This is a genomic window from Oribacterium asaccharolyticum ACB7 (genome assembly GCF_000238075.1).
GTDB lineage: Bacteria > Bacillota > Clostridia > Lachnospirales > Lachnospiraceae > Oribacterium > Oribacterium asaccharolyticum.
Genome location: NZ_JH414505.1, coordinates 12,719 through 33,532, shown reverse-complemented (window position 1 = coordinate 33,532; position 20,814 = coordinate 12,719). Strand labels below are relative to the sequence as shown.

At 37.1% G+C, this 20,814-nt stretch carries 20 protein-coding genes; all 20 read left to right on the top strand.

Annotated features, from left to right (window positions below; genetic code table 11):
• The 20 genes from HMPREF9624_RS05225 (at window position 1) to HMPREF9624_RS05130 (ending at window position 20,564) form a co-directional block, all read left to right on the top strand.
• Window positions 1-738: a glycosyltransferase family 2 protein gene (locus tag HMPREF9624_RS05225; RefSeq protein ID WP_009536843.1), complete on the top strand. Its 738-nt coding sequence runs from the start codon at window positions 1-3 to the stop codon at window positions 736-738.
• Window positions 739-826: 88 nt separating this feature from the next.
• Window positions 827-1,468 (top strand): PIG-L deacetylase family protein, encoded by a 642-nt coding sequence (locus tag HMPREF9624_RS05220; protein ID WP_009536842.1) that lies wholly within the window; start codon window positions 827-829, stop codon window positions 1,466-1,468.
• Between the two features lie 9 nt (window positions 1,469-1,477).
• Entirely contained in the window at window positions 1,478-2,170 is a 693-nt protein-coding gene (locus HMPREF9624_RS05215) for a WbqC family protein (RefSeq protein ID WP_009536841.1), read from the top strand.
• Window positions 2,171-2,179: 9 nt separating this feature from the next.
• Window positions 2,180-2,878, top strand: coding sequence for a metallophosphoesterase family protein (locus HMPREF9624_RS05210; protein WP_009536840.1), 699 nt, complete (start codon window positions 2,180-2,182; stop codon window positions 2,876-2,878).
• Window positions 2,875-3,846, top strand: a complete 972-nt coding sequence (locus tag HMPREF9624_RS05205) for an ATP-grasp domain-containing protein (RefSeq protein WP_009536839.1) — start codon at window positions 2,875-2,877, stop codon at window positions 3,844-3,846. The genes HMPREF9624_RS05210 and HMPREF9624_RS05205 overlap by 4 nt, the downstream gene beginning before the upstream one ends.
• A complete protein-coding gene (locus HMPREF9624_RS05200) occupies window positions 3,824-4,597 on the top strand; it encodes an SDR family NAD(P)-dependent oxidoreductase (protein ID WP_195891133.1) in 774 nt (257 codons plus the stop codon). The genes HMPREF9624_RS05205 and HMPREF9624_RS05200 overlap by 23 nt, the downstream gene beginning before the upstream one ends.
• A 21-nt stretch (window positions 4,598-4,618) precedes the next feature.
• On the top strand, window positions 4,619-6,124 hold the full coding sequence (gene murJ / locus HMPREF9624_RS05195; protein WP_009536837.1) for a murein biosynthesis integral membrane protein MurJ: 1,506 nt from the start codon (window positions 4,619-4,621) through the stop codon (window positions 6,122-6,124).
• A gap of 54 nt (window positions 6,125-6,178) precedes the next feature.
• Window positions 6,179-7,246 (top strand): acyltransferase family protein, encoded by a 1,068-nt coding sequence (locus HMPREF9624_RS05190; RefSeq protein ID WP_009536836.1) that lies wholly within the window; start codon window positions 6,179-6,181, stop codon window positions 7,244-7,246.
• Window positions 7,247-7,283: 37 nt separating this feature from the next.
• Entirely contained in the window at window positions 7,284-8,258 is a 975-nt protein-coding gene (locus tag HMPREF9624_RS05185; RefSeq protein WP_009536835.1) for a GDP-mannose 4,6-dehydratase, read from the top strand.
• A 19-nt stretch (window positions 8,259-8,277) separates the two neighbouring features.
• Entirely contained in the window at window positions 8,278-9,450 is a 1,173-nt protein-coding gene (locus tag HMPREF9624_RS05180) for a glycosyltransferase family 4 protein (protein WP_009536834.1), read from the top strand.
• 191 nt (window positions 9,451-9,641) lie between these two features.
• Window positions 9,642-10,334, top strand: a complete 693-nt coding sequence (locus HMPREF9624_RS12090) for an MBOAT family O-acyltransferase (RefSeq protein WP_207635625.1) — start codon at window positions 9,642-9,644, stop codon at window positions 10,332-10,334.
• The gene (locus HMPREF9624_RS12085; protein WP_207635624.1) at window positions 10,292-10,936 is read left to right on the top strand and encodes an MBOAT family O-acyltransferase; all 645 of its coding nucleotides are present in this window, start codon (window positions 10,292-10,294) and stop codon (window positions 10,934-10,936) included. Before HMPREF9624_RS12090 ends, HMPREF9624_RS12085 begins: the two co-directional genes overlap by 43 nt.
• Before the next feature lie 199 nt (window positions 10,937-11,135).
• A complete protein-coding gene (locus HMPREF9624_RS05170) occupies window positions 11,136-11,876 on the top strand; it encodes a hypothetical protein (protein ID WP_009536831.1) in 741 nt (246 codons plus the stop codon).
• A gap of 822 nt (window positions 11,877-12,698) precedes the next feature.
• Window positions 12,699-14,303 carry a hypothetical protein gene (locus HMPREF9624_RS05160; protein WP_009536830.1) on the top strand — a complete coding sequence of 535 codons (1,605 nt, stop codon included), beginning with the start codon at window positions 12,699-12,701 and terminating at the stop codon, window positions 14,301-14,303.
• A gap of 158 nt (window positions 14,304-14,461) precedes the next feature.
• Entirely contained in the window at window positions 14,462-14,668 is a 207-nt protein-coding gene (locus tag HMPREF9624_RS05155) for a helix-turn-helix domain-containing protein (RefSeq protein ID WP_009536829.1), read from the top strand.
• A 47-nt stretch (window positions 14,669-14,715) separates the two neighbouring features.
• Window positions 14,716-15,330, top strand: a complete 615-nt coding sequence (locus HMPREF9624_RS11405; protein ID WP_009536828.1) for an ApaLI family restriction endonuclease — start codon at window positions 14,716-14,718, stop codon at window positions 15,328-15,330.
• Window positions 15,317-16,549: a DNA-methyltransferase gene (locus HMPREF9624_RS05145; protein WP_242822626.1), complete on the top strand. Its 1,233-nt coding sequence runs from the start codon at window positions 15,317-15,319 to the stop codon at window positions 16,547-16,549. The genes HMPREF9624_RS11405 and HMPREF9624_RS05145 overlap by 14 nt, the downstream gene beginning before the upstream one ends.
• Window positions 16,550-16,823: 274 nt before the next feature.
• Window positions 16,824-18,110, top strand: a complete 1,287-nt coding sequence (locus HMPREF9624_RS05140; protein ID WP_009536826.1) for an AAA family ATPase — start codon at window positions 16,824-16,826, stop codon at window positions 18,108-18,110.
• Window positions 18,103-18,690 (top strand): hypothetical protein, encoded by a 588-nt coding sequence (locus tag HMPREF9624_RS05135; protein ID WP_009536825.1) that lies wholly within the window; start codon window positions 18,103-18,105, stop codon window positions 18,688-18,690. The genes HMPREF9624_RS05140 and HMPREF9624_RS05135 overlap by 8 nt, the downstream gene beginning before the upstream one ends.
• Before the next feature lie 209 nt (window positions 18,691-18,899).
• The gene (locus tag HMPREF9624_RS05130; RefSeq protein WP_009536824.1) at window positions 18,900-20,564 is read left to right on the top strand and encodes a DUF5722 domain-containing protein; all 1,665 of its coding nucleotides are present in this window, start codon (window positions 18,900-18,902) and stop codon (window positions 20,562-20,564) included.
• The last annotated feature ends 250 nt before the right edge of the window (window positions 20,565-20,814 follow it).

Below are 20,814 nucleotides of genomic sequence, written 5' to 3'. Positions count from 1 at the left end.
ATGTTAAATATAGTTATCCCGATGGCCGGACGTGGAAGCAGATTTGCCGAGGCAGGCTATACCATGCCAAAGCCTTTAATCGATGTTCACGGACGCTATATGATTGAATATGTCATTGAAAATCTGAAACCGAACAGAGAACACCGTTTTATCTTTATCTGCCAGGAAGAGCACCTGCAAAAATACGGTTTAAAGGAGAAGTTGGAAGAGCTGTCTCCGAGCTGTGAAGTAATCTCCATCGACCATATTACCGAAGGAGCGGCGTGTACCGTATTACTGGCAGAGAAATTCATTGACAATGAGGACGAACTCATGATTGCCAACAGTGACCAGTATGTTGATACGGATATCAACAGCTATTTAGATGCGATGAAGGGCTATGACGGACTGATTATGACTATGCCTGCTGATGATCCGAAGTGGAGCTTTATCAAGTACGATCGGAACGGCTTTGTAACAGAGGTCAGAGAAAAGGAAGTTATCTCCAATGAGGCGACGGTCGGGATTTACAATTATAAAAGGGGAAAAGACTTTGTTTTCTATGCCAAGCAGATGATTGCTAAAAATGCGAGGGTAAATAATGAGTTTTATGTGGCTCCGGCTTACAATGAAATGATTTCCGACGGGTTTAAGATTGTATATCATGACGTGGGAGAAAAAATGCATGGCCTGGGGATTCCGGCGGATTTGGAGGCGTTTTTGTCTTCAGAAGTTTCAAGGAGAGTTTTTGAAAATTAAATGTTCTCTTCTGTTTAAGGGACAAGAGCTTTATATGATCAAATTTCGTAAGGAATTAAGTTTTTGAAGCGCTAAGAAAGGATGGAAAATGAAAATCTTAGCAATTGGTGCGCATTTAGATGATATAGAATTGGCCTGTGGAGGAACTTTGGCACTTGCCTTGCAAAAGGGACATGAGGTGAAAATGATTGTCATGAGTAAGTCCGGCTATAAAAATTATGACGGGAAGGTCATGAGAACGGATGAGAAGGCAGTTTTGGAGGGAAAGGCTGCGGCAGAAGTTTTGGGGGTGGATGACTTTGAGATTCTGAACTTTGAGAACAAAGATGTGCCCTACCATTCTACTGTAGTAGAGGAGCTGGAAAAAAGAATCAATGCCTTCAAACCGGATATGATCTTTACGCACTGGCCCTTTGATACACACCAGGCTCATGTAGGAACTTCCAAGTCTACTATTACTGCGGCAAGACGTTATAATACAATCTATTTATATGAGCCTATAGCTCCCTCAGGAAGATCCTATGTTGCCTTCAGACCTCAGCTTTATGTGGACATCAGTTCTGTTATAGAACGGAAGATTGAAGCTTTAAAGATGCATGAGACCGAATATAAAAAATTTGGAGAGGGATGGATTGAGGGAGTGAAGGCTAGGGCGGCTTTTCGTGGCTATGAAATGGGAGCGACTTATGGAGAGGCCTTTGAAGTGTTGCGAGAAGAATTAGTATTATAGGAGGAGCCGATGAAGCTGGCAATACATCAACCGGAGCATCTCCCTTGGCTGGGTTTTTTCAATAAGATGGCACAGGTGGATACCTATGTCATCCTGGACGATGTACAGTATGTAAAGGGAAATTATCAGAATCGAAATAAGATTTTAGGGACTAACGGAGAACAGTGGATTTCCGTCCCCGTACAGGGAAAGGGTAGGCTGGATTCGACTATTCTCGATATGCAGATTGCGGAAGAGCGTAATCCAAAGTGGAGAAGGAAATATTTAAATACCCTCTATTTAAGCTATCGAAATCATCCCTATTTTTCTCTTCACTTTCCTTTCTTTGAAAAGCTACTGGAAAAGAATATTATGAGTCTTCGAGACTTGAATATAGAAATAATCTACTATTTTGCGGACTTCTTGGATATTCACCCTCGATTTTTGAAAGCTTCCGAGCTGGAAACGGAGGGGAATAAGAGTGACTTGGTTTTATCGATTTGCAAAACACTGGGGGCGGATACCTACCTTTCTGGGGCAGGGGGAATGCATTATATGAAGATGGAGGACTTTGAAAGAGAAAAGATTGAAGTTTGTTTTCAGAACTTTACACATCCTGTTTATCCGCAGCTTCACACGGAAGAGTTTATTCCTTATCTTTCCACTTTGGATTTACTTTTTAATTGTAATCAGGCCGATGCAAAAAAATATATATTATCGTAGGATGGTTTTATGAAGGTATTAATCTTTGGTGATATACACGGGAATAGATATGCGATGGATGCATTACTTTGTCAAGCTGAGAGTCTTCAGCCTGACAAAGTGATTTTTTTAGGAGATATTATAGGGTACTTTTACAATCCTCAAGAAGTTATTAAGTCAATGCACAAAATACCGAACCTGACCTATATTCGTGGAAACCATGACCAAATGTTTTTAGAGAGTCATGAAGATAGAAAAAAAAGAGAAGTACTTGCAAAGAAATATGGCAGTTCCTATTTGCTGGACTTTAGTAAAGAAGAAATAGAATTTTTATCATCATCTATACCTTTTTTGGAAATGAATCTTGAAGGAAGAGATCTATATTTCTGCCACGGAACGCCTGATGACATTTATAATGGGAGGTATTATCCGGATTCAAAAGAGGGTTTGTTTATTTTGAAACCTTATGATGCTGTTTTTTTGGCGAATACCCATTATAGACTTTTTAGAAAACAGGGAAATAGCCTGATTATTAATCCCGGTTCTTCGGGATTGCCAAGAGATGGAAAGGGCTTTTCTTTTATCCTTTTGGATACTGATTCAATGAAATGGACTTATAATAATCTTGATTTTGATGTTCATGCTTTACATAAGGAAGTGGAAAATTATGAGGACTTTTCTGAAAATAACAAAGCATATCTTTTAAGGAGATTAGGAGAATACCTATGAAAAAAATTGTAATATCCAGTATAGGAGCAAACGTATCCGCTGCTATTGCCCGTTCTCTAAAAGTGCATAATAAGGATATCTGGATAGCCGGATTTGACTTAAATCCCTTTTCATATGGGAAAATGTATATAGATGAATTCTTTATTTCACCACCATACAAAGAGAAGGATAAATATGTGAACTTTGTTCTTGAGCTTTGTGTAAAAGTAAATGCGGATGTATTTATTCCCGTAACAGAAAATGAAATACAGATATTTATGTGCTATAGGCAGGATTTTCGTCATTGCAAATTACTACTTTTGGATGACAAAGTTTTAGATATTTGCCTAAGTAAACTTAAGACACAACTTTTTTTACATGAGCATGGAATTTATGATATTCCCACAGGGAGATTTCCTGAGACTTATCCCAGCTCCTTTCCTGTAATAATTAAAAAGGATAGAGGAAATGGTTCTCATGATATGTTTTTTGCATATTCCAAAAAAGAATTGGAGAGTTTGCAGGGAAAATTAGATGAGAGTTATATTTGGCAAGCAATGATAGGAACAGATGAAGAGGAGATTACAATGCCCATTTTTGCTTCGAAAAATGGAGAAATTCGTTGCTTTCCGATGAAGAGAAGGCTCGGATTGGAAGGGATGAGTATCCGAGTAGAGCCAGTACATGATCTTTTATTGGAGAAAATAGGGGAGCAAATTGCCCGAGAGATTGGACTACAGGGATGCTTGGATGTGCAGCTGAGAAAAGATAATGGATTGTACTATATCTTTGAAATTAATCCGAGGATTTCAAGTTCTATTGGTTTTCGAAGCTTAATGGGATTCCAAGATGCTTATTGGTGGATACAGGACGTCTTGGGAGAAAAACCTGATGATTACAGAATGGAAGAGAAAAAACTCGTTGGTATTAAAACATTAAATGAAATAATTTTCGATGCAGAAGGGAATGTTTTATATGGCGGAAACTAGGGCTTGTATTTTAAGCGGAGCAAGCGGTGGTTTAGGTAGAGAGATTGCTACACAAATTTTAGAGGATGCAGTTTTTGATGCCTATGTTTTTCTCTTTCGTGCGATTGAAAAATCATCCTTTTTAGAAGAATATAGGGGTGAAAAGTACTGTATTCCGTTTTCTTTGGAAGAGGGAAAGCCGGATTTAACTGAAGTCAGACTGGAGAGATTTCAAGAAATAATACTAGTGTTAACGGCATTCTCTATAGAACCAATTCAGAGCCTGAAACTAATAAGCAAGGAGGTAGTTGAGAATTATTTTAAAACGAATGTCCTTGGGCAGATAGACTTGGTACAGGAAGTGCTGCATTTAGTAAGTTCTGATTGTAAAATCAGAATTGTGAGTTTAGACTCCGGCGCTGTTAATCAAGTCTTTGAAGGTTGGGGATTGTATTCCTGTGGAAAGTCGTTTTTCAATCGGTATTTGGAACAGCTTAGTATAGAAGAAAATATACCCACCGTTTTATATTCTCCGGGAGTTATGGATACCGGCATGCAGACTTGTATTCGTGAAAAGACCGATAAAAATAGTTCAGTTGCAGCTTTCTTTACAGAAAAATATAAAAAGGGAGATTTAAGAAATCCTAAGTATGTTGCTAAAGATATTGTAGAGCGCTATTTGAAAGAGTGGACAGCAAAAGAACTGCGGGAAAAAGTTTCTTCTACAGAGATGAGGGATATTTACTTAAGCCAAATACAATACAAAGCTTAAGAAACGAAGGTACACTAAAATATGAATATCAAAAAAAGTGCATTTTGGATTAGTTTTATCGCTATGGCAGGAAAGTGCCTTGGATTTTTTAGAGAAGTTGCTTTATCCCATTTTTATGGCGCAAGTGATATTGCAGATGCCTATATTATGGCGGGAAATATCGTTGGAGTCCTCTTCGGATGGATTGGAACGGTTTACTTATGCTATACCCCGGTTTACTTGGAGGTAGTACATCACAAAGGAAAAAAGCAGGCTAATCGATTCACGGGAAGTGTTATTACCGGACTTTTTTTATTGAGCTTATTTTGCATTATATTGACTTATCTTTCTCCTCGTTTTTTTGTTTCTCTGATAGCACCGGGTTTTGCAGAGAATACAACTAAAATTTCAGTTGAATTTTTAAGGATTGCGGTTTTGATTTTACTTGTTGAACCGCTTATTTTTCCATTAAAGGCGTATCTGGAATGCAATAAACAATTCATTATTTCATCTGCTTCAGACTTTTTTCTATCTTTCACACAATTAGGTCTGATTTTTTTTAGCGGATTGTATAATTACCGAGTTTTGCCTTATGCCATGTTTGTGCCATATGTAATTCAGGCAGTAATAGTCTACGTAGGAAGCAGAAAGAACGGTTTTGCTTTGAAACCGTACTTTAGCTATAGCGAAGATATAAAAACTATGCTTCTTCTCATCGTGCCTTATTTTTTAAGCAGCCTAGTGATTGAAATCAATAGTTTGGTCGACCGCTATTTTGCATCTACTTTGCAGAGCGGTACCGTTTCTTCCATAAACTATGCTTCTATTTTGAATTCTTTTTTTGTCAACGTATTTAGCATTGCGATTGTAACGATTTTGTATCCTCGTCTTGCTGCTGCAGCAGTTTCTCGAAAAGAAGAGCAATATGCAAATGATTTGAGTACCGGCATAAAGCTCGTTTCGTTTCTTTTCATCCCGATTACCGTCGGTGCTTGTCTTTTGTCAAAAAATATCATAAGCTGTGTTTTTGGGCATGGAAAATTTGGAGCGGAAGATATAGAACGTACAAGTTCTATTTTCACCATGTATATCATTTCTATATTTTTTGTGGCTCTTCGAGAGTTGCTTTTCAGGTCATTATATTCCAAGAAGAATATGAAGCTTCCGCTACTTATGGGGGTTTTATCTACTGTAATCAATATTATTTTAAATATGATTTTGGTACGGAAAATGGGGGCAAGCGGGCTTGCTTTATCAACGTCTCTTTCGACCCTTTGTGTTACCCCGATTTTATTTTTCTCCATACTTAGAAAAAATAACGCAATCGATTCTGCTGATTTATTTCTCTTTTTGGGGAAAATAGGATTGATGGCTTCTGTTATGGGGATTGCGGTATTTCTCTTAAAGCGATATTGCAGTATTTCGATAAGCGGTTATGTAGGACAGTGGATTAATTTGCTTCTTTATACAATTACAGGGATAACGGTATATTTTTCCTTGGCATTTTTGTGGAAGCCGAAGTTTACACAGTCTATTCAAGTGAAATAAAGATTTTCTTTGGACTTGTAAATGAAATAGATAGTAGGATGGGAGAAAAAGCGAATGAATAGCAGAAATATAGGAGTAGATTTACTTAGAGGCCTTGCTGCTTTTATGGTTGTAATACTGCATTGCTTATCTTTTACGGGATGTTTGGATTTAAAAACTTCTTACATTAATTTTCATGTATACTATCTTGTCAATTGCTTTGCTTTTTGTGCGGTGAATATATTTGGTTTAATATCAGGGTATATCGGTTACACTTCGGAAAAGAAAGAAGAGTATCATCTTTCCAGAATTTTACATCTATATATAACAGTACTAAGCTATTCTCTCGGTATCTTAGCTCTTTACTGCATCAAAAATAATGTTTTCATTTTTTCCAGAGGACACATTAAGTATTTTACCCCTTTTTTATCCGAGACATGGTGGTACCTTACGGACTATGTTGCTGTTTTCTTCTTCATGCCATATATCAATGCCTTACTAAATACCTTAGGGAAAGAAATGGCAAAGCGGATGCTTTATCTCATTGTGATACTTTTTAGCATTTGCTCTATAATAGCAAGATTCCTTGGGAATGAAAGTTTCTTTGGGGTAAAAGGCGGTTATAGTATGGTGTGGCTGTTATCTCTGTATTACTATGGAGCATATTTTAAGAAATATGGATTTCCTAAACTAATAGAGAGATATCCGATAAGGATTTACTGTGCGGTATCAATATTCTCCTGGCTCGGATATGAATTTATACGATTTATGTTAGAAAAATGGGGGGTAGATGTAACCGGAAGGCTATATCTTTTATATTATGTATCCATTCCTGTTCTACTACAGGGAGTAACGCTGCTTTGCTTCTTCAGCAGAGAGAGGGAGGCATTCAGAACAGAAGGGGTTATAGGGGATATATCGAAGCTTATGGCAATGACCAGTTTTGGCGTGTTTATCGCCCATACTCATCCTCTTGCTAAGGGCATCTTGTTCAAAAGATTTTTTCCTCAGGATTATGCTACTTCCAGCTTGGGCATTGTGAAAGTTTTAGGTTATGCAATTGTTTTATATCTTCTCTGTTTTTGTGTAGAATATGGAAGAAACAGGATATATAGGAAAGTCTTATTACGTAGAAAGAAATAGAAAGTATAAATATATAAAAAGATTAGTGGAGAAAAATATGAAAGTTTTAGTTACAGGTGCGGGTGGTATGGTCGGATCTCATATGGTAGAGAAGTTATATGAGAGAGGAGACGAAGTTTACGGAATTTGGCATAAAAACAAAGTGAATATTGAAGAGGTGAAGCTACCCATTCACTTTATACAGTGTGACTTAAGGTATGGAGACGGAATTGATCAAGTCATTATGGATCAGTTACCGGAGGAGATTTATCATTTGGCGGCACAAAGCTACCCGACTGTTTCATGGGTAAGTCCAAGTGAAACTATCGATGTAAATGTAAATGGTACAGTAGCCGTGTTTGAAGCAATAAAAAAGGCACGAAAGTATGTAGACGCTTCTTATAATCCTATGGTTGTGGTAGCTTGTTCGAGTGCAGAATATGGAGAAAGCCTCAATCTCCTGGAAGGACAGGGAGAAGTGTATGTTAAGGAAAATACAGAACTCCTCCCCTTACATCCCTATGGTGTCAGCAAGGTGGCTCAGGATTTGCTGGCGTTTCAGTATTACAAGAATGATCAAATTCGAGTAATTCGTGCAAGAATTTTTAATTCTACCGGTACGAGAAAAGTGAAGGATGTATGTGCAGACTTTACTTATCGAGCTGTTCTGGCTGAACAAAGCGGGGACTATACTCTTAGAGTGGGAAATTTATCCACTAAAAGAGCCATTATGGATCAGAGAGACTTGATTCACGCTCTCCTTCTTTTGGCAAAAAAAGGAAGAGCGGGAGAGGTATACAATATTTCTTCAGAAGCGATTTACGAAATGCGAGAAATTATTGACTATATTGAAGAGGTCATGGGAAAGACTTTCCAGATAGAGGTAGATAAGGCACTTCTGCGCCCAACAGATGAAAAAATTATAGTGGGCGATATAACAAAATTACAGAAAGATACGGGATGGAAACAGAGAATTCCCATGAAACAGACTATTCAAGATATGCTCTCCTATTGGAGAAACAAACTGAGATAAAGAAGCCGGGAGCAACATTATGGAAAGACGACTTGTTGTAATAGGGGATGGAAAAATTTTTGAAAACAGAGGCGAATACTATGTTCAGGGGCCGGCAAATCTAAGTATTTTTAATGTTTTTCAAGGGATTAATGAAATTGTCTTGTGGTCCAGAATTTATACCATTTCTGATGAAGAGGTAGAAAAGTATAGTAAATATGATTTTTCTGTGGTAAAAGTCCCCATTCGTGTTATGGGGATATACAATCAAAAATCGGGACTAAAAGGATATTTGCTTACACTGTGGAAAAGGAAGAAAAGTCTCGATCAGCTTTTCAATGCTCCTTGTCTTGTATATTCAGCAATGGGATCTGTGACACAGTGGATGATGTTTCTCTTATACAGTAAAAAAGAAATCCTTTTTATATCTCGAACCATAGGAGACCATGAGTTTATCTCCCAAGCTAAATACTGGTATGCAAAAATCGGTGCAAAAGTAGCAGTGAATCTTTCCAATGCATACTATAAGAAGTGTATCTTGCAAACATGGGTTTCTAAAATTCTGGAAAAAAAATATGCTGTGGCAAGCATTCCTTCGGTTGTCTTTCATGACTGTCAGATTTCAAAAAAGGATGTTAAAGCTTCTCCAAAGATTAGGGAAGGGAAAGAATTTAATATCATCTTTGTGGGGAGACTAAGCCCCGAAAAGGGGATTTTGGATTTGCTGGAGGCTATAAAGCAATTGAACAGAGCGGAGATTAAGCTACGGATTGTTGGGGAAGGAAGAGAAAGAGAAAAAATTGAAAAATGGATTAAAGACAAACATATGGAGCAAAGCATTAGCTTAAGAGGATTAAAAGCTTGGGGAAAAGAACTCTTTGCTGAGATAGAATGGGCACATTGTTTGGCTATTCCCTCTTACAATGAGGGACTTGGGATGGTTTGTGCGGAAGCTATGTCCTGTGGAATTCCGGTTATCGGGTCCCATGTCGGCGGAATTCCGGAGATTGTGAAAGATGATTATAACGGAATACTTTTTGAGGCCGGAAATATCAAGCAGCTGGAAGAAGGAATCCTTACACTGTTTGATAAAGATGACTATAGGTTGGAACTTTCTCATAATGCGTTAAAGACAGCGATGGAGAATACCTATGAAGGGCAAAACGAAAAATTCAGGGAAGCCTATATGAAGTATGTATATCCCCAATTATAAGGAGATTTTATGCTTTTCAATTCTGCTAAATTTTTACTTTTTTTCCTATCGTTGTACTGGGATACTTCGTTCTGCCTAAAAGAATAAAAAATTTATATTTGCTACTCGCAAGTTATTTTTTCTATATGTGCTGGAGTGCCAGATATGCACTTCTATTATTAGCTTCTACATTTATTACGTATGCAGGAGGATTGATATTAGAAAAAATAAAAAAAGTCGATCCGCTTCGTAAATCATTCTATTATAGAATCACATTGATTTTTGCAGTAGGACTTAACTTATTCATCATATTTTATTTTAAATATAGTAATTTTATCCTTGGATTAATGCGAGCAGTAGCATTTCGACTTCATATAGATCTACATATTCCGGTAATAGATGTGATTCTGCCGGTCGGAATTTCTTTTTATATTTTTCAGGCATTGGGATATTTAATTGATGTTTATCGGAGGGATATTTATGCGGAAAAGAATTTTTTGCAATATGCTCTCTTTGTTTCCTTTTTCCCACAACTTGTAGCAGGCCCTATCGAGAGATCAAAGAATCTACTAAAACAGTTAGCCGATACAAAAAAGTTTAACTATGAAAATGTAAGACAAGGTCTTCTGATTATGCTTTGGGGCTATTTCTTAAAGATGGTTATTGCGGATCGGAGCGCCGTTCTGGTTAATGCGGTGTATGCTAAATATCTGGAGTATAAAGGCTTTCAACTTATTACTGCGAATATTCTTTTTGCTATACAAATATATTGTGATTTCATGGGATATTCCACGATTGCAAAAGGTGCGGCAAAGGTATTGGGTTTTGACTTGATGGAGAATTTCCATGAGCCTTATTTTGCTTGTTCCTTAAAGACTTTTGGAGAAGATGGCATATTTCTCTGAGCACCTGGTTTAGAGACTACCTTTATATCCCTCTGAGAGGGAGTAGATGTTCTACGTGGAAAAAATATAGGAACATTATGATTACCTTTGTGGTAAGCGGACTATGGCACGGAGCTAGTTTAACCTTTGTCTTTTGGGGATTTATTCACGGAGCATACCAGTTGTTGGAAGATTTTATTGCCCCTTATGTGGAACGGATAATAACTAAACTTAAGATTAATACGACGGTATTCTCTTGGAAGCTATTACGAATTTTAAAGACTTTTATTCTTGTGGACATTGCATGGATATTTTTTAGAGCGGATAGAATTTCTTCGGCCTTCTATATTCTGAAAAAATCTTTAGATTTGGACAATATAGGCCTCATATTAAACGATGGACTGTATCAAATGGGCCTGGACACAAAAAATATGAATATTCTTCTTTTTTCTATTCTGATATTAGCGTTGGTAAGCTATATGAAGGAAAAAGGAAAAAATCTCTATTCATGGTTATCTTCACAGAATTTGGCTTTCCGCTATGCAGTGTACTGGGGAGCGGTTGTTTTGATTCTTTTTTCATTAGACATTACGGGACAAGAGTTTATTTATTTTCAATTTTAAGGAGAATGGGATAAGGAAAATCACAAAACTTCTATATAAGTGTGGAGCAGTTATATTTCCATTGTTCTTAGTGATTTTTTACACAAAATTTAATCTTATGGCATTCACCGTAGAGGAGGCACCATACTATCTATGGAATAAAGATTTTTGCAAAAAAAAATAGGAGAACAGGATTGATACGATTATTCTAGGAGATTCCGTGGCCGGTGCAGCTTATATGCCGGAGGTATTGTCAAGCCCGACTGTTAATTTGTCATTAAGCGGTTCATCTCCGATGGAAAATTACTATATTCTGGAGGATTATCTAAATCATAATCAGGCACCTAAGCATGCATTTATTAGCTTCATGGATTTTCACTTCACTATGGCGGACTGTTATTGGACAAGAGCATTGTATTCGCATAGATTTTCACCTAAACAGAATTGGGAGATGCTTCAGCAAGCTAAAAAATTTAAAGAACTATCGATTATAGATGACAATCCGGAACTGAGACTTTTATCCTATCAACTATATTTACCCAATAAGTATATTACGTCTTTAACTAATGCGAGTTTAAATCAGCGTTTAGAAGGGAATATAGCAGCTTGTAATTTTGACAATCTGCATAGAGGGAGACATGTTGCAGTTGGAAACTATGAAGGAAGTTTTGAGGGGGTTCATTATACGGAGTTTAATGTAAAACCTCTTTTTGACATGTATTATAGGAAAATCATTGAATTATGTATTGAGAAAGGGATAGAAGTTTATCTCATTAAAGTGCCACTTCCGTCGGCGTCAAGCTTTGATGAGAGTTATAAATCACAATTCAATGAATATTATCGTAAGCTTCAAGAAGACTATCCATCTATTACGGTAGATTGGTTTAGAGATGGATATGATAATTTTTGTTTTAGCGATATTCATCATATGAATACTCATGGGGCGCTTCGATTCAGTTAAAGGATCAATATTCCGACATATTTAGTAATGAAATGGATGAATTACAATTAGACTGTTTGCATCAGGATATAAAAGATGAAAATAGGTTTGACGATTTATTCTTATGGATTAAGAATTCACCAAGTACTTTGATACTTTACGATTATGATGGGGATTTTGAATCATACTATGAAAACAATTTCAAGAAAAATACTTTGCATATGGAGAAATATTTCATAGATATATTAGAAAATTCAAACATATATATTCTCCAATTCTGAAAAAGAAATGGAAGGCTTCATCCTAGAAAAGACCGTAGAGGGTTTTGCGGTATATTCCTCTAGTTCAAAGGATGAAAGTTTGAAATATTCATGGAATATAAGTAATACTAACGGACTGGATGTTCTTATCATCAATAACACGGATGGAAAGATAGTGACCGAAAAATAATTTGATTATGCTAACGAGCCATCCTATAGTTTAAAGTAGTCCGGGGGGACCTATAAAGACATTGTTATAAACTCAGATGGTACTGTAGTTAAAAAAGAATTTAACCATGAGGAGAAATCAGAATTTACGTTACAAAGGCAAAGAACAAAAAAGAGGAGAATTATTAGTTTTCTCTTAATATTTATCTTAAGAACTTCGTAATAATTCGTTTACGCTTTGTAATAGACATATAAAGTAACTTACGCTATATTGAGAAAGTCACGAGGATAAACCCTTAAAAACAGGAGATTTTTATCTTTTGTTTATAAAAAACTTGAATCGATTAAGAAAAGGGGTTATAATCGTCACGCAACTTGGATTATTCCATGATTTTAAAAGGAGAGTGCATTAATTATGAGAAAGCAAACAAAATTGGTTGCAGCTTTATCTGCAACAGCTTTACTGGCTATCGGCGCATCAGCTGTAAGCTTCGCTGCTGGCTGGAACAACACAACAGGAAACTGGCAGTATCTGGATAACGATGGCAACCCAATTGCTGATGAATGGAGAAAGTCCGGAGATTACTGGTTCTACCTTGGATCCGACGGAAACATGGTTACAAACGAAGTTGTTCAGAAGAATGAAGACTTCTACTATGTTAATCAGGACGGTGCTATGGTTACCAATCAGTGGGTAGCATTTGATGCTGTTTCTGATGATAGCAATGCTGATCACAGATGGATGTACTTCGGTGCTGATGGTAAGGCTTACAGAGATAGAAAAGATGGCATCACAATTTCTGATATTAAGACTATCAATGGTAAGAAGTATGTCTTCGATCAGGAAGGCTATATGCTCTATGGATGGCTTCAGAAGGATTCTTCAACACTGCAGCCCACTGATGATGCTTGGTCTACAGCAAACTACTACTATGGTGGATATGATGATGGATCTGCTCAGCACGGTTGGGTTCAGCTTAATGTAAATGTTAATGGCGAGGATACCACAGCATGGTTCTACCTTGACGATAATGGTAAGATTACAAAGAATACTAAGAAGAATATCAACGGTATGACTTACTACTTCCGTCAAGATGGACGTATGATTGAGGATTACTCCAATGCTGGTAAGGTTCAGGTGGCTTCTGACAATGTATTTTTACCGGCTAAAGCTGTAACTTCCAGTAGTACTGTTTATGTAAACGGTGATGGCGGAGCGAGAAAGAATCAGTGGATTTGGGCTGTTCCGAGCGAAGAATACCTTGAGAAGGACTACGAGAATGATCGTGCTTCCTGGTGGTGGGCAGATGGTAGCGGAAAACTCGCTAAGAATACTATCAAGAAGATCAAGGGTAAGGTTTACGCTTTTGATGAGAATGGAAGAATGATTTCGGGATTGCAGGTTTCTGCAACTGCTAATAACGGAAGAAAAGATTTCTCTGATGATGCAGGCAATGATAATAGTTATCAGGATTTGACAGGTGAGCAGTTTGCTAATCTTTCCTTAACCGGTTACGATATTTTCTTCTTCTCTGATGACTATGCTAAGGACGGATCCAGAAAGACTGGTTACCAGAATGTAGGTTTTGATGATGATGCTTATCAGATGTACTTCAATAATAATGGTAAGGCCGCTAAGGACTATGTAAAGAAGATTAAGAAGTATGCTCAGAATGGTATTGTTCTCAAGGCTAACAACGATGATTCCAACTATGCTGTAGTTCCGGTTTCAGGTGCTTCTGGAGCAGCTACTGAGACTATTGCGCCTGTAAATAGCAAGGCTGTTCTTTACTATGGAGATCCTGATTTCAATATTAGTTCCTATAATTTAGTATTAATCAATACTGCTGGAACAGTACAGAAGAAGAAGTTCAATCTTAAGGATAGCAATGATATCTACTATGTAACAAATAATGATGGTGTAGTTATCTATGCAAGTGCGAAGAAGCTTTATACATCTAATGCTGGTGATCACACTACTGCTGTTACTGTAGGTGGAACAACATATTACGTAGAGTAATTCCATTTAGGATTTTAGAAAGGGCTCCCGAGAAATCGGGGGTTCTTTTTTTGTAAAATTTAGAATCAGAAAGTTTCAACCAAATACAAATTGTGTTACTCATAGACTGTTGACTTATAAGTATCAATATAGACAATAGTAAATGAGGGGGTATAACAGTGATTTTAGAAAAAGTTGGAAAAAGAATAAAAACACTTCGGAATGAGAAAAAATTAAGTCAAGAAAAGCTGGCATTCAAAGCTGATATAGATAGAACCTATTTAGCGGGTGCTGAGCAAGGGAAAAGAAATATTTCGCTTAAAAGTTTGGAAAAGATAGTAACTGCACTTGATTGTTCATTTGAGGAATTTTTTGAAGGAATATAATTGTTGACTATAAGTAACAAAGATATTATTATTAAGGGAGTAAAAAAATGGATAACAAAGATAAATTTTTTGAAATTATTTTACGTTATCGTGTGGGACTGCAGAAAAAAATAAAAGAACGTGAAGTTGAGATGCAGTCAGATAATAATGACCATTATATTTTATATAATGTACTTGGTTTTACGAATGAAGCAGGATACCGGATTGATTACCAGCAGAATGTTGGACGGTATTTGTACAAGTATGCTGGTTCGTTGATGGAAGAACTAGCTACTGAATGCTTTAAAATTGCATATCCAAATGCACAAGGGAAATTTTTTCTTCCCAATACTATTGATCAGAGTCCGAAGATGATTGAAATAGATTATCTTATTGATAACAGAGCGATTGAACTTAAATGGAGGGATGCAACAACAGATGGAGATCATATTAAAAAGGAGAAGAAGCGGATTAAGATCATTAAAGATGCTGGGTATACACCTATAAGGATTATGTTTTTTGAACCAAATAGAGAACAGTCAATTCGAATTCAAACCGGTTTAAAAGAGCTATATCATTCAGTAGGTGGTGAGTATTATTCCGGAAAGGAAGCTTGGGAATACTTGAAAAATGATACTGGGATAGATTTGAGAAATATACTAGAGAGGAATGGAAAGTGGTAAGATGGAGTCAAATATGGTATATTGCGGGGATTGCTTAGAAAAGATGAAAGAGCTGGCAGATAAGTCTGTAGACTTGGTTTATGTGGATCCTCCGTTTTATACGCAGACCATTCAGAAGCTATTAGATAAGACTGGACAGGAATATTCATTTACAGACTCATGGAAGGATATAGGTTATTATATTAATTATATCGAAGCCAGACTAAGAGAATGTCAGCGAGTACTGAAAGAAACAGGCAGCATTTTTGTTCATTGTGATAGAAATGCATCACATTACATAAGAATTTTACTAGACAGAGTTTTTGGAGAAGATCATTTTCAGAGTGAGATTATTTGGTCATATAAAAGATGGTCTAATGCAAAGAAAGGATTGTTAAATAATCATCAGACTATTTTTTTCTACAGTAAAACGGATGATTTTAAATTCAATACGATATATACAGATTATTCTGAAACAACGAATGTGGATCAGATCCTACAAGAAAGATCCCGTGATAAGAATGGCAAATCACAGTATAAAAGAGATACAAATGGTGATGTTGTAATGGGGCAAGCAAAAAAAGGAGTACCACTTTCTGATGTTTGGGAAATACCATATTTGAATCCTAAGGCAAAAGAAAGAGTTGGGTATCCGACACAAAAACCAATCATTCTCTTGGAACAGATAATAAAATTGGTTACAAATGAAAATGATTTAGTGTTGGATCCGTTCATGGGTTCCGGAACAACGTTAGTTGCTTCAAAGCTTCTAAATAGAAGATATATTGGTTTTGATATCTCGGAAGAAGCTTTTAAACTTACAGAAGACAGGCTAAAGTCTGTAATAAAAACAGAGTCATTTCTTTTGAAAAGAGGAAAGAAAGCATACCGGAATCTTGATGAGCAAAGTATGTTAATCATTAAGAGTTTAGATGGTATTCCTGTTCAGCGAAATAGTGGAATTGATGGTTTTTTGAAGGAACATATTGACGATGGAACGGTTGCTATCAGAGTTCAAAGAGAATATGAAAATCTGGATGAAACAGTAGAAAAGCTTCAAAAAGCGTGTAGTTCAAAGGGGTGCTCTTACATGATTGTGATTCGTACACATAGGGATTGCATTGATACTTTTGACTATACAAATGTGCTTAAGAACTTGATAATCCTTGATCAATACGATCTTCAAATAAGTGATGCGGTTCGTGAATTAAAGAAAAAAATGACCTTAAAAAAGGCATAATTATTCAAAAATATAGTGTAAGAAAGGTGGCATGAATTCTCTGTGATGAGATGAGATGGCCACCTTTTTTTGTCTGTTCTGAATGAGTGAGGATTTCGCCAGGTTTTCTTTGTGATATGGCACCAAAGAGAAAACAGTAAACGAAATAATTTATTTCGTATTAAAAGATAATATAATAATAAATCTGAATAATTTGTATAAAATGAAAAAAATTATTGCGTTTCATAAAAAACTGGAATAATATATTAATACGTTGTAGGAAAGGATGATCTATATGAAAATGCAAGCAGTTGTCATTGACGGATTTAAGAATTTATCAAATGTAAAAATTAGATTTGACAATATTACAGCTCTTGTTGCACTTAATAATTTTGGAAAATCTAATGTTCTATCTGCAATTGATTTTGGTATTGCCTTTATTAAGGCGGGATTGGAAGAAAAACAAAGTATGATGGCAAATTCCAATCTTATTCCATTGAATAAATTAATGTTGGGGCGTAATTATAAATATGAGATGGAAGTTTCTACTGAGATACAGTCCCAAGAATTTATTGTCAAATATGGATTTGAGTTTAATTGGAGAGATAGTGCGCAGAAAGAGCCTCAAATAGTTGCTGAGTATTTAAAGGTTAAAGAAAATGATAATGGGAAGAAATTCACGCAATTAATCAATCGTTTGGACTCTCGTGCTTTTTATAAAAGTTCTGAAACAGGAAGATGCTCATCCAGAATTAATGTTGAGCCTGCGGAGCTTGTGGTTAATAAATTGAGAGCTTTTGATGGAATATATTACTACGAAATTATAAAAAAACTAAATAATATGAAGATTTATATGGAGGATAATCTTGACCCGAGGTCATTCTATCTGCCGGATCCCATCATAAGAAAAGGCCTGGAGAGTGAAATGATTAATGCGGATAATCTTCCACGTATTATTTTTTTTCTAAAAACTCAATATTCAAGCAAGTTTGAATTATTAAAAGAAGTTTTTCTTCAGTTATTTCCATATATTGAAGATGTGATTGTTGAGCAATTTTCTCTTAATGGAACAGCAGGTGATCAAATTCCCGATGATGCTCCGTTTGCGTTTTCAAAGTATATTTATGTTTTGCTGGTTAAGGATTGTAACTTATCTAACACTATTAATTTTGAATATATGTCCGATGGCGCAAAAAGAGTATTTATGATTCTTACCAAAATAATTGTTTCGGGCATAAGTAATGTCTCTTTAATTGCTATTGAGGAGCCTGAGAATTCGGTACATCCCGGACTTTTCCAGGCGTATATTAGAATTATTAACCAGTTATTGGACGATTGTAAAGTTATCATAACGAGCCATTCACCCTATATTGTTAGTTACCTAGACCCTGCATGGATTCATGTCGGTTTGCAAAAAAATCCCGGCGTAGCGGAATTTTATTCCTTCAAGAAATCAGGTCAGAAGCAACTGCAAAGTGATGCAGCCCAATTTAATATGGGTATGGGGGATTATTTATTCTCGCTCCTTTCGGATTCGGATGATAGCTTGAACACCTATTTGGAGTGTGATTCCAATGAGTAAATGCCTTGTATTGTTTGTTGAGGGAGAGACAGAAGTTGAATTTTACAAAGCTGTAATTAACTTTGCTCGGGAAAAGCGAAAAGACAAAAAGTTTGATACCAAGATAGAGTGTAAAAATGTATATGGAATCGGTGGATTTAAGAATATTGTCTGCAGAAAATTTATAAAAGAGATAAAACCGAAGTATGATGGGTATGAATTCACGATTGTACTCTGTAGCGATACAGATGTATTCGAATTGGAGCAAAAACCACCGGTGAATTGGACTGATGTTAAGAATAATCTGATTTCAGCCGGTGCGAGTAATGTTGTTTTGGTAAGAGCGAAGAAATCTATCGAAGATTGGTTTTTGTATGACTTAGATAATATTTTGTCTTTCTTAAGATTAAAAAAAGGTACGAAGATATCGGGAAGGAATGGTTATGATAAGATAAAACGTTTATACAAGTTGGCAAATAAGATGTACATTAAAGGGATGAAGAGCAATGGAATGGTTGCAAAGCTTGATATTGAAAAGATATCACTTGCAATAAAAGATCAACTATCTCCATTGTACAAATCTCTTGGAGTGAAACTATGAAAATATCTTTAAAAGAAATATTATGTAGCAATTGTCCCGTCCCTATTCCGTAAGAACTTGTAAGAGAAATCCGCTAGCAATTATTCCTTAAAAATCGTAGGATGGAGAAGCTTTGATTCATAATAAGTGGCGCAGGCGAAGCCTGGGACATCTTGTTTAAGAGAACAAAGGGACTTTGTTCCGAAGAAAGGATTTTTGAGGAAAGAGAAATGAGAGTTTTTGGGAAGAAAAGTATCGGCTTTTTGTCTGCGTTAGCGATGTCGGCATTATTTTCCTTTGCCGCCTTTGCGCATTCCGTCACGGGGAAAATACATGATGTAAACATTACCTCGGATAAGGAAAGCATTTCGCTTACCGTGGACAGTAGCGGAGACAGTACGGGAACCGACGGTTCCATTTATATTTTTGAAATTAAGCCTTACCAGAATGACTTGACGGGAAGAAGGGATTTCCTGGCAAAGGGAAATATTGGGCAGGATCAGAAGTTCACCTTTACTTTGCACGCGGGTCCGGGAGAGCTTCGACTTTACAGCGCTTTCGTACCGGCAGTCAAGGTAAATGGGCATTATGAGATGATTTCCGACAGACGCTATATTGAAAACCCGGAGATTGTTGCGGAAAATCAGGATCCGGCATTGAATCCCGGAAAGAAGGGGCTTCGTGTAGACCCGAATATTCTGGACGATGCTTTGAGTTTAAATATTAAGCATGCCGGCGTGGATATTCCGACACAGCGCTTCTTTGGAAATGGCATTTCTTATACCTATGAAAATAAGACCTATAAGATTAATAAAGAACTGATTGACCAGTTGGACGCGGAAGTGAAGAGACTGAGCGATTCCGGAGTTGCGGTTACCGCCATTTTGCTTAATGCCTGGAATGAAACTGTTCCGGAGTTGAATCCGAAGGGCGTTACGGAACTCCCCAAGGAGCAGGCGGTTTACTACGGCTTTAATGTGGAGTCCGAGGGAGGGTTCCGTGGAGTAAAGGCGATGGCTTCTTTCCTCGCCAAGCGTTACAACGGGAAGAACGGTCACGGAAAGATTACGAACTGGGTTGTCGGAAATGAAATCAACAACCAGTATTGGAACTATATGGGAGACTACGATGTGTCTGCCTATACGGTACGGTTTCAGAGAGCCTTCCGCGTGTTCTATACCGCGATGAAGTCCGTTTCGGCGAATGATAACATTATGTTCTCCATCGACCACTATTGGAATATGTTCCCGGAGGCGGCTCCCGTTGGAAAATACAAGGGAAAGGATATCATGCTGGCCTTCCATAATTATGAGGTTGCGGAGGGATACATGGATTACGGTCTTGCGCTTCACCCTTATCCTTATCCGATGACTTCACCAAATTTCTGGGACGATGATAAGACCGGTAAGGTCAATGACACCATCGATTCTCCGGTCGTCAACTTTAAGAACCTGCATGTGATTACGGACTTTATGCAATTACCCGCTATGCGAAACCGTAAGGGCGAGGTGCGTAAGATATTCCTCACGGAGGAAGGCTTCACAAGTACACAGGGGAAGAAAGATAAAACGACGGAGCAGGCTGCCGCAGTAGCCTATTCCTACTTTATCGCAGACAACAACCCGTACATTTCAGCTTACCTCATGAGTCGTCAGGAAGACAATGAAGACGAAACGAAGCACGGACTTGCTTTCGGTCTTTCCAGCATCGTGAACCATAAGCTGGTACCGAAGCCTGCACACGAAGTCTTTAAGTGGATTGACAATTCTAGTGCAACGGAAGGCATCGCCGACTTTGCAAGAGCAGTCATTGGCATTGACCGCTGGGATCAGCTCATCCCCGGCTTCCACTTCCCCGGAAGAGAGGCCGAAAAGCCGGATGTCATTAACTACTAACAAGTTGGATAATAATTTGCCGATAGAGCATAGCGTCCATTTGCTAGGATCTTTTCAATAAAATATCCCGGATGATAGGACTATGAAGTTCCATTTAGAAAAGAATTTTCTAAAAAAAGAAATATCCCGAAAACGGGACAGTGAGAGTTCGATTGGAAGAAGATTCTGATTTATATATTTGAATAATTAATATACCGGAGTTTAAAAGCCCATTGTATTCTTTGAGAAAGCCGTTCGGAGGCCTCGGTAC

Excerpts from the sequence above, each read along its gene's own strand:
- HMPREF9624_RS05160 (WP_009536830.1), top strand. The coding sequence starts at position 12,699 with ATGAGAAAGCAAACAAAATTGGTTGCAGCTTTATCTGCAACAGCTTTA.
- HMPREF9624_RS05190 (WP_009536836.1), top strand. The coding sequence starts at position 6,179 with ATGAATAGCAGAAATATAGGAGTAGATTTACTTAGAGGCCTTGCTGCT.
- HMPREF9624_RS05140 (WP_009536826.1), top strand. The coding sequence starts at position 16,824 with ATGAAAATGCAAGCAGTTGTCATTGACGGATTTAAGAATTTATCAAAT.
- HMPREF9624_RS11405 (WP_009536828.1), top strand. The coding sequence starts at position 14,716 with ATGGATAACAAAGATAAATTTTTTGAAATTATTTTACGTTATCGTGTG.
- HMPREF9624_RS05205 (WP_009536839.1), top strand. The coding sequence starts at position 2,875 with ATGAAAAAAATTGTAATATCCAGTATAGGAGCAAACGTATCCGCTGCT.
- HMPREF9624_RS05215 (WP_009536841.1), top strand. The coding sequence starts at position 1,478 with ATGAAGCTGGCAATACATCAACCGGAGCATCTCCCTTGGCTGGGTTTT.
- HMPREF9624_RS05180 (WP_009536834.1), top strand. The coding sequence starts at position 8,278 with ATGGAAAGACGACTTGTTGTAATAGGGGATGGAAAAATTTTTGAAAAC.
- HMPREF9624_RS05130 (WP_009536824.1), top strand. The coding sequence starts at position 18,900 with ATGAGAGTTTTTGGGAAGAAAAGTATCGGCTTTTTGTCTGCGTTAGCG.
- HMPREF9624_RS05220 (WP_009536842.1), top strand. The coding sequence starts at position 827 with ATGAAAATCTTAGCAATTGGTGCGCATTTAGATGATATAGAATTGGCC.
- HMPREF9624_RS05135 (WP_009536825.1), top strand. The coding sequence starts at position 18,103 with ATGAGTAAATGCCTTGTATTGTTTGTTGAGGGAGAGACAGAAGTTGAA.
- HMPREF9624_RS05210 (WP_009536840.1), top strand. The coding sequence starts at position 2,180 with ATGAAGGTATTAATCTTTGGTGATATACACGGGAATAGATATGCGATG.
- HMPREF9624_RS05225 (WP_009536843.1), top strand. The coding sequence starts at position 1 with ATGTTAAATATAGTTATCCCGATGGCCGGACGTGGAAGCAGATTTGCC.
- HMPREF9624_RS05185 (WP_009536835.1), top strand. The coding sequence starts at position 7,284 with ATGAAAGTTTTAGTTACAGGTGCGGGTGGTATGGTCGGATCTCATATG.
- HMPREF9624_RS05200 (WP_195891133.1), top strand. The coding sequence starts at position 3,824 with ATGTTTTATATGGCGGAAACTAGGGCTTGTATTTTAAGCGGAGCAAGC.
- HMPREF9624_RS05145 (WP_242822626.1), top strand. The coding sequence starts at position 15,317 with ATGGAAAGTGGTAAGATGGAGTCAAATATGGTATATTGCGGGGATTGC.
- murJ (WP_009536837.1), top strand. The coding sequence starts at position 4,619 with ATGAATATCAAAAAAAGTGCATTTTGGATTAGTTTTATCGCTATGGCA.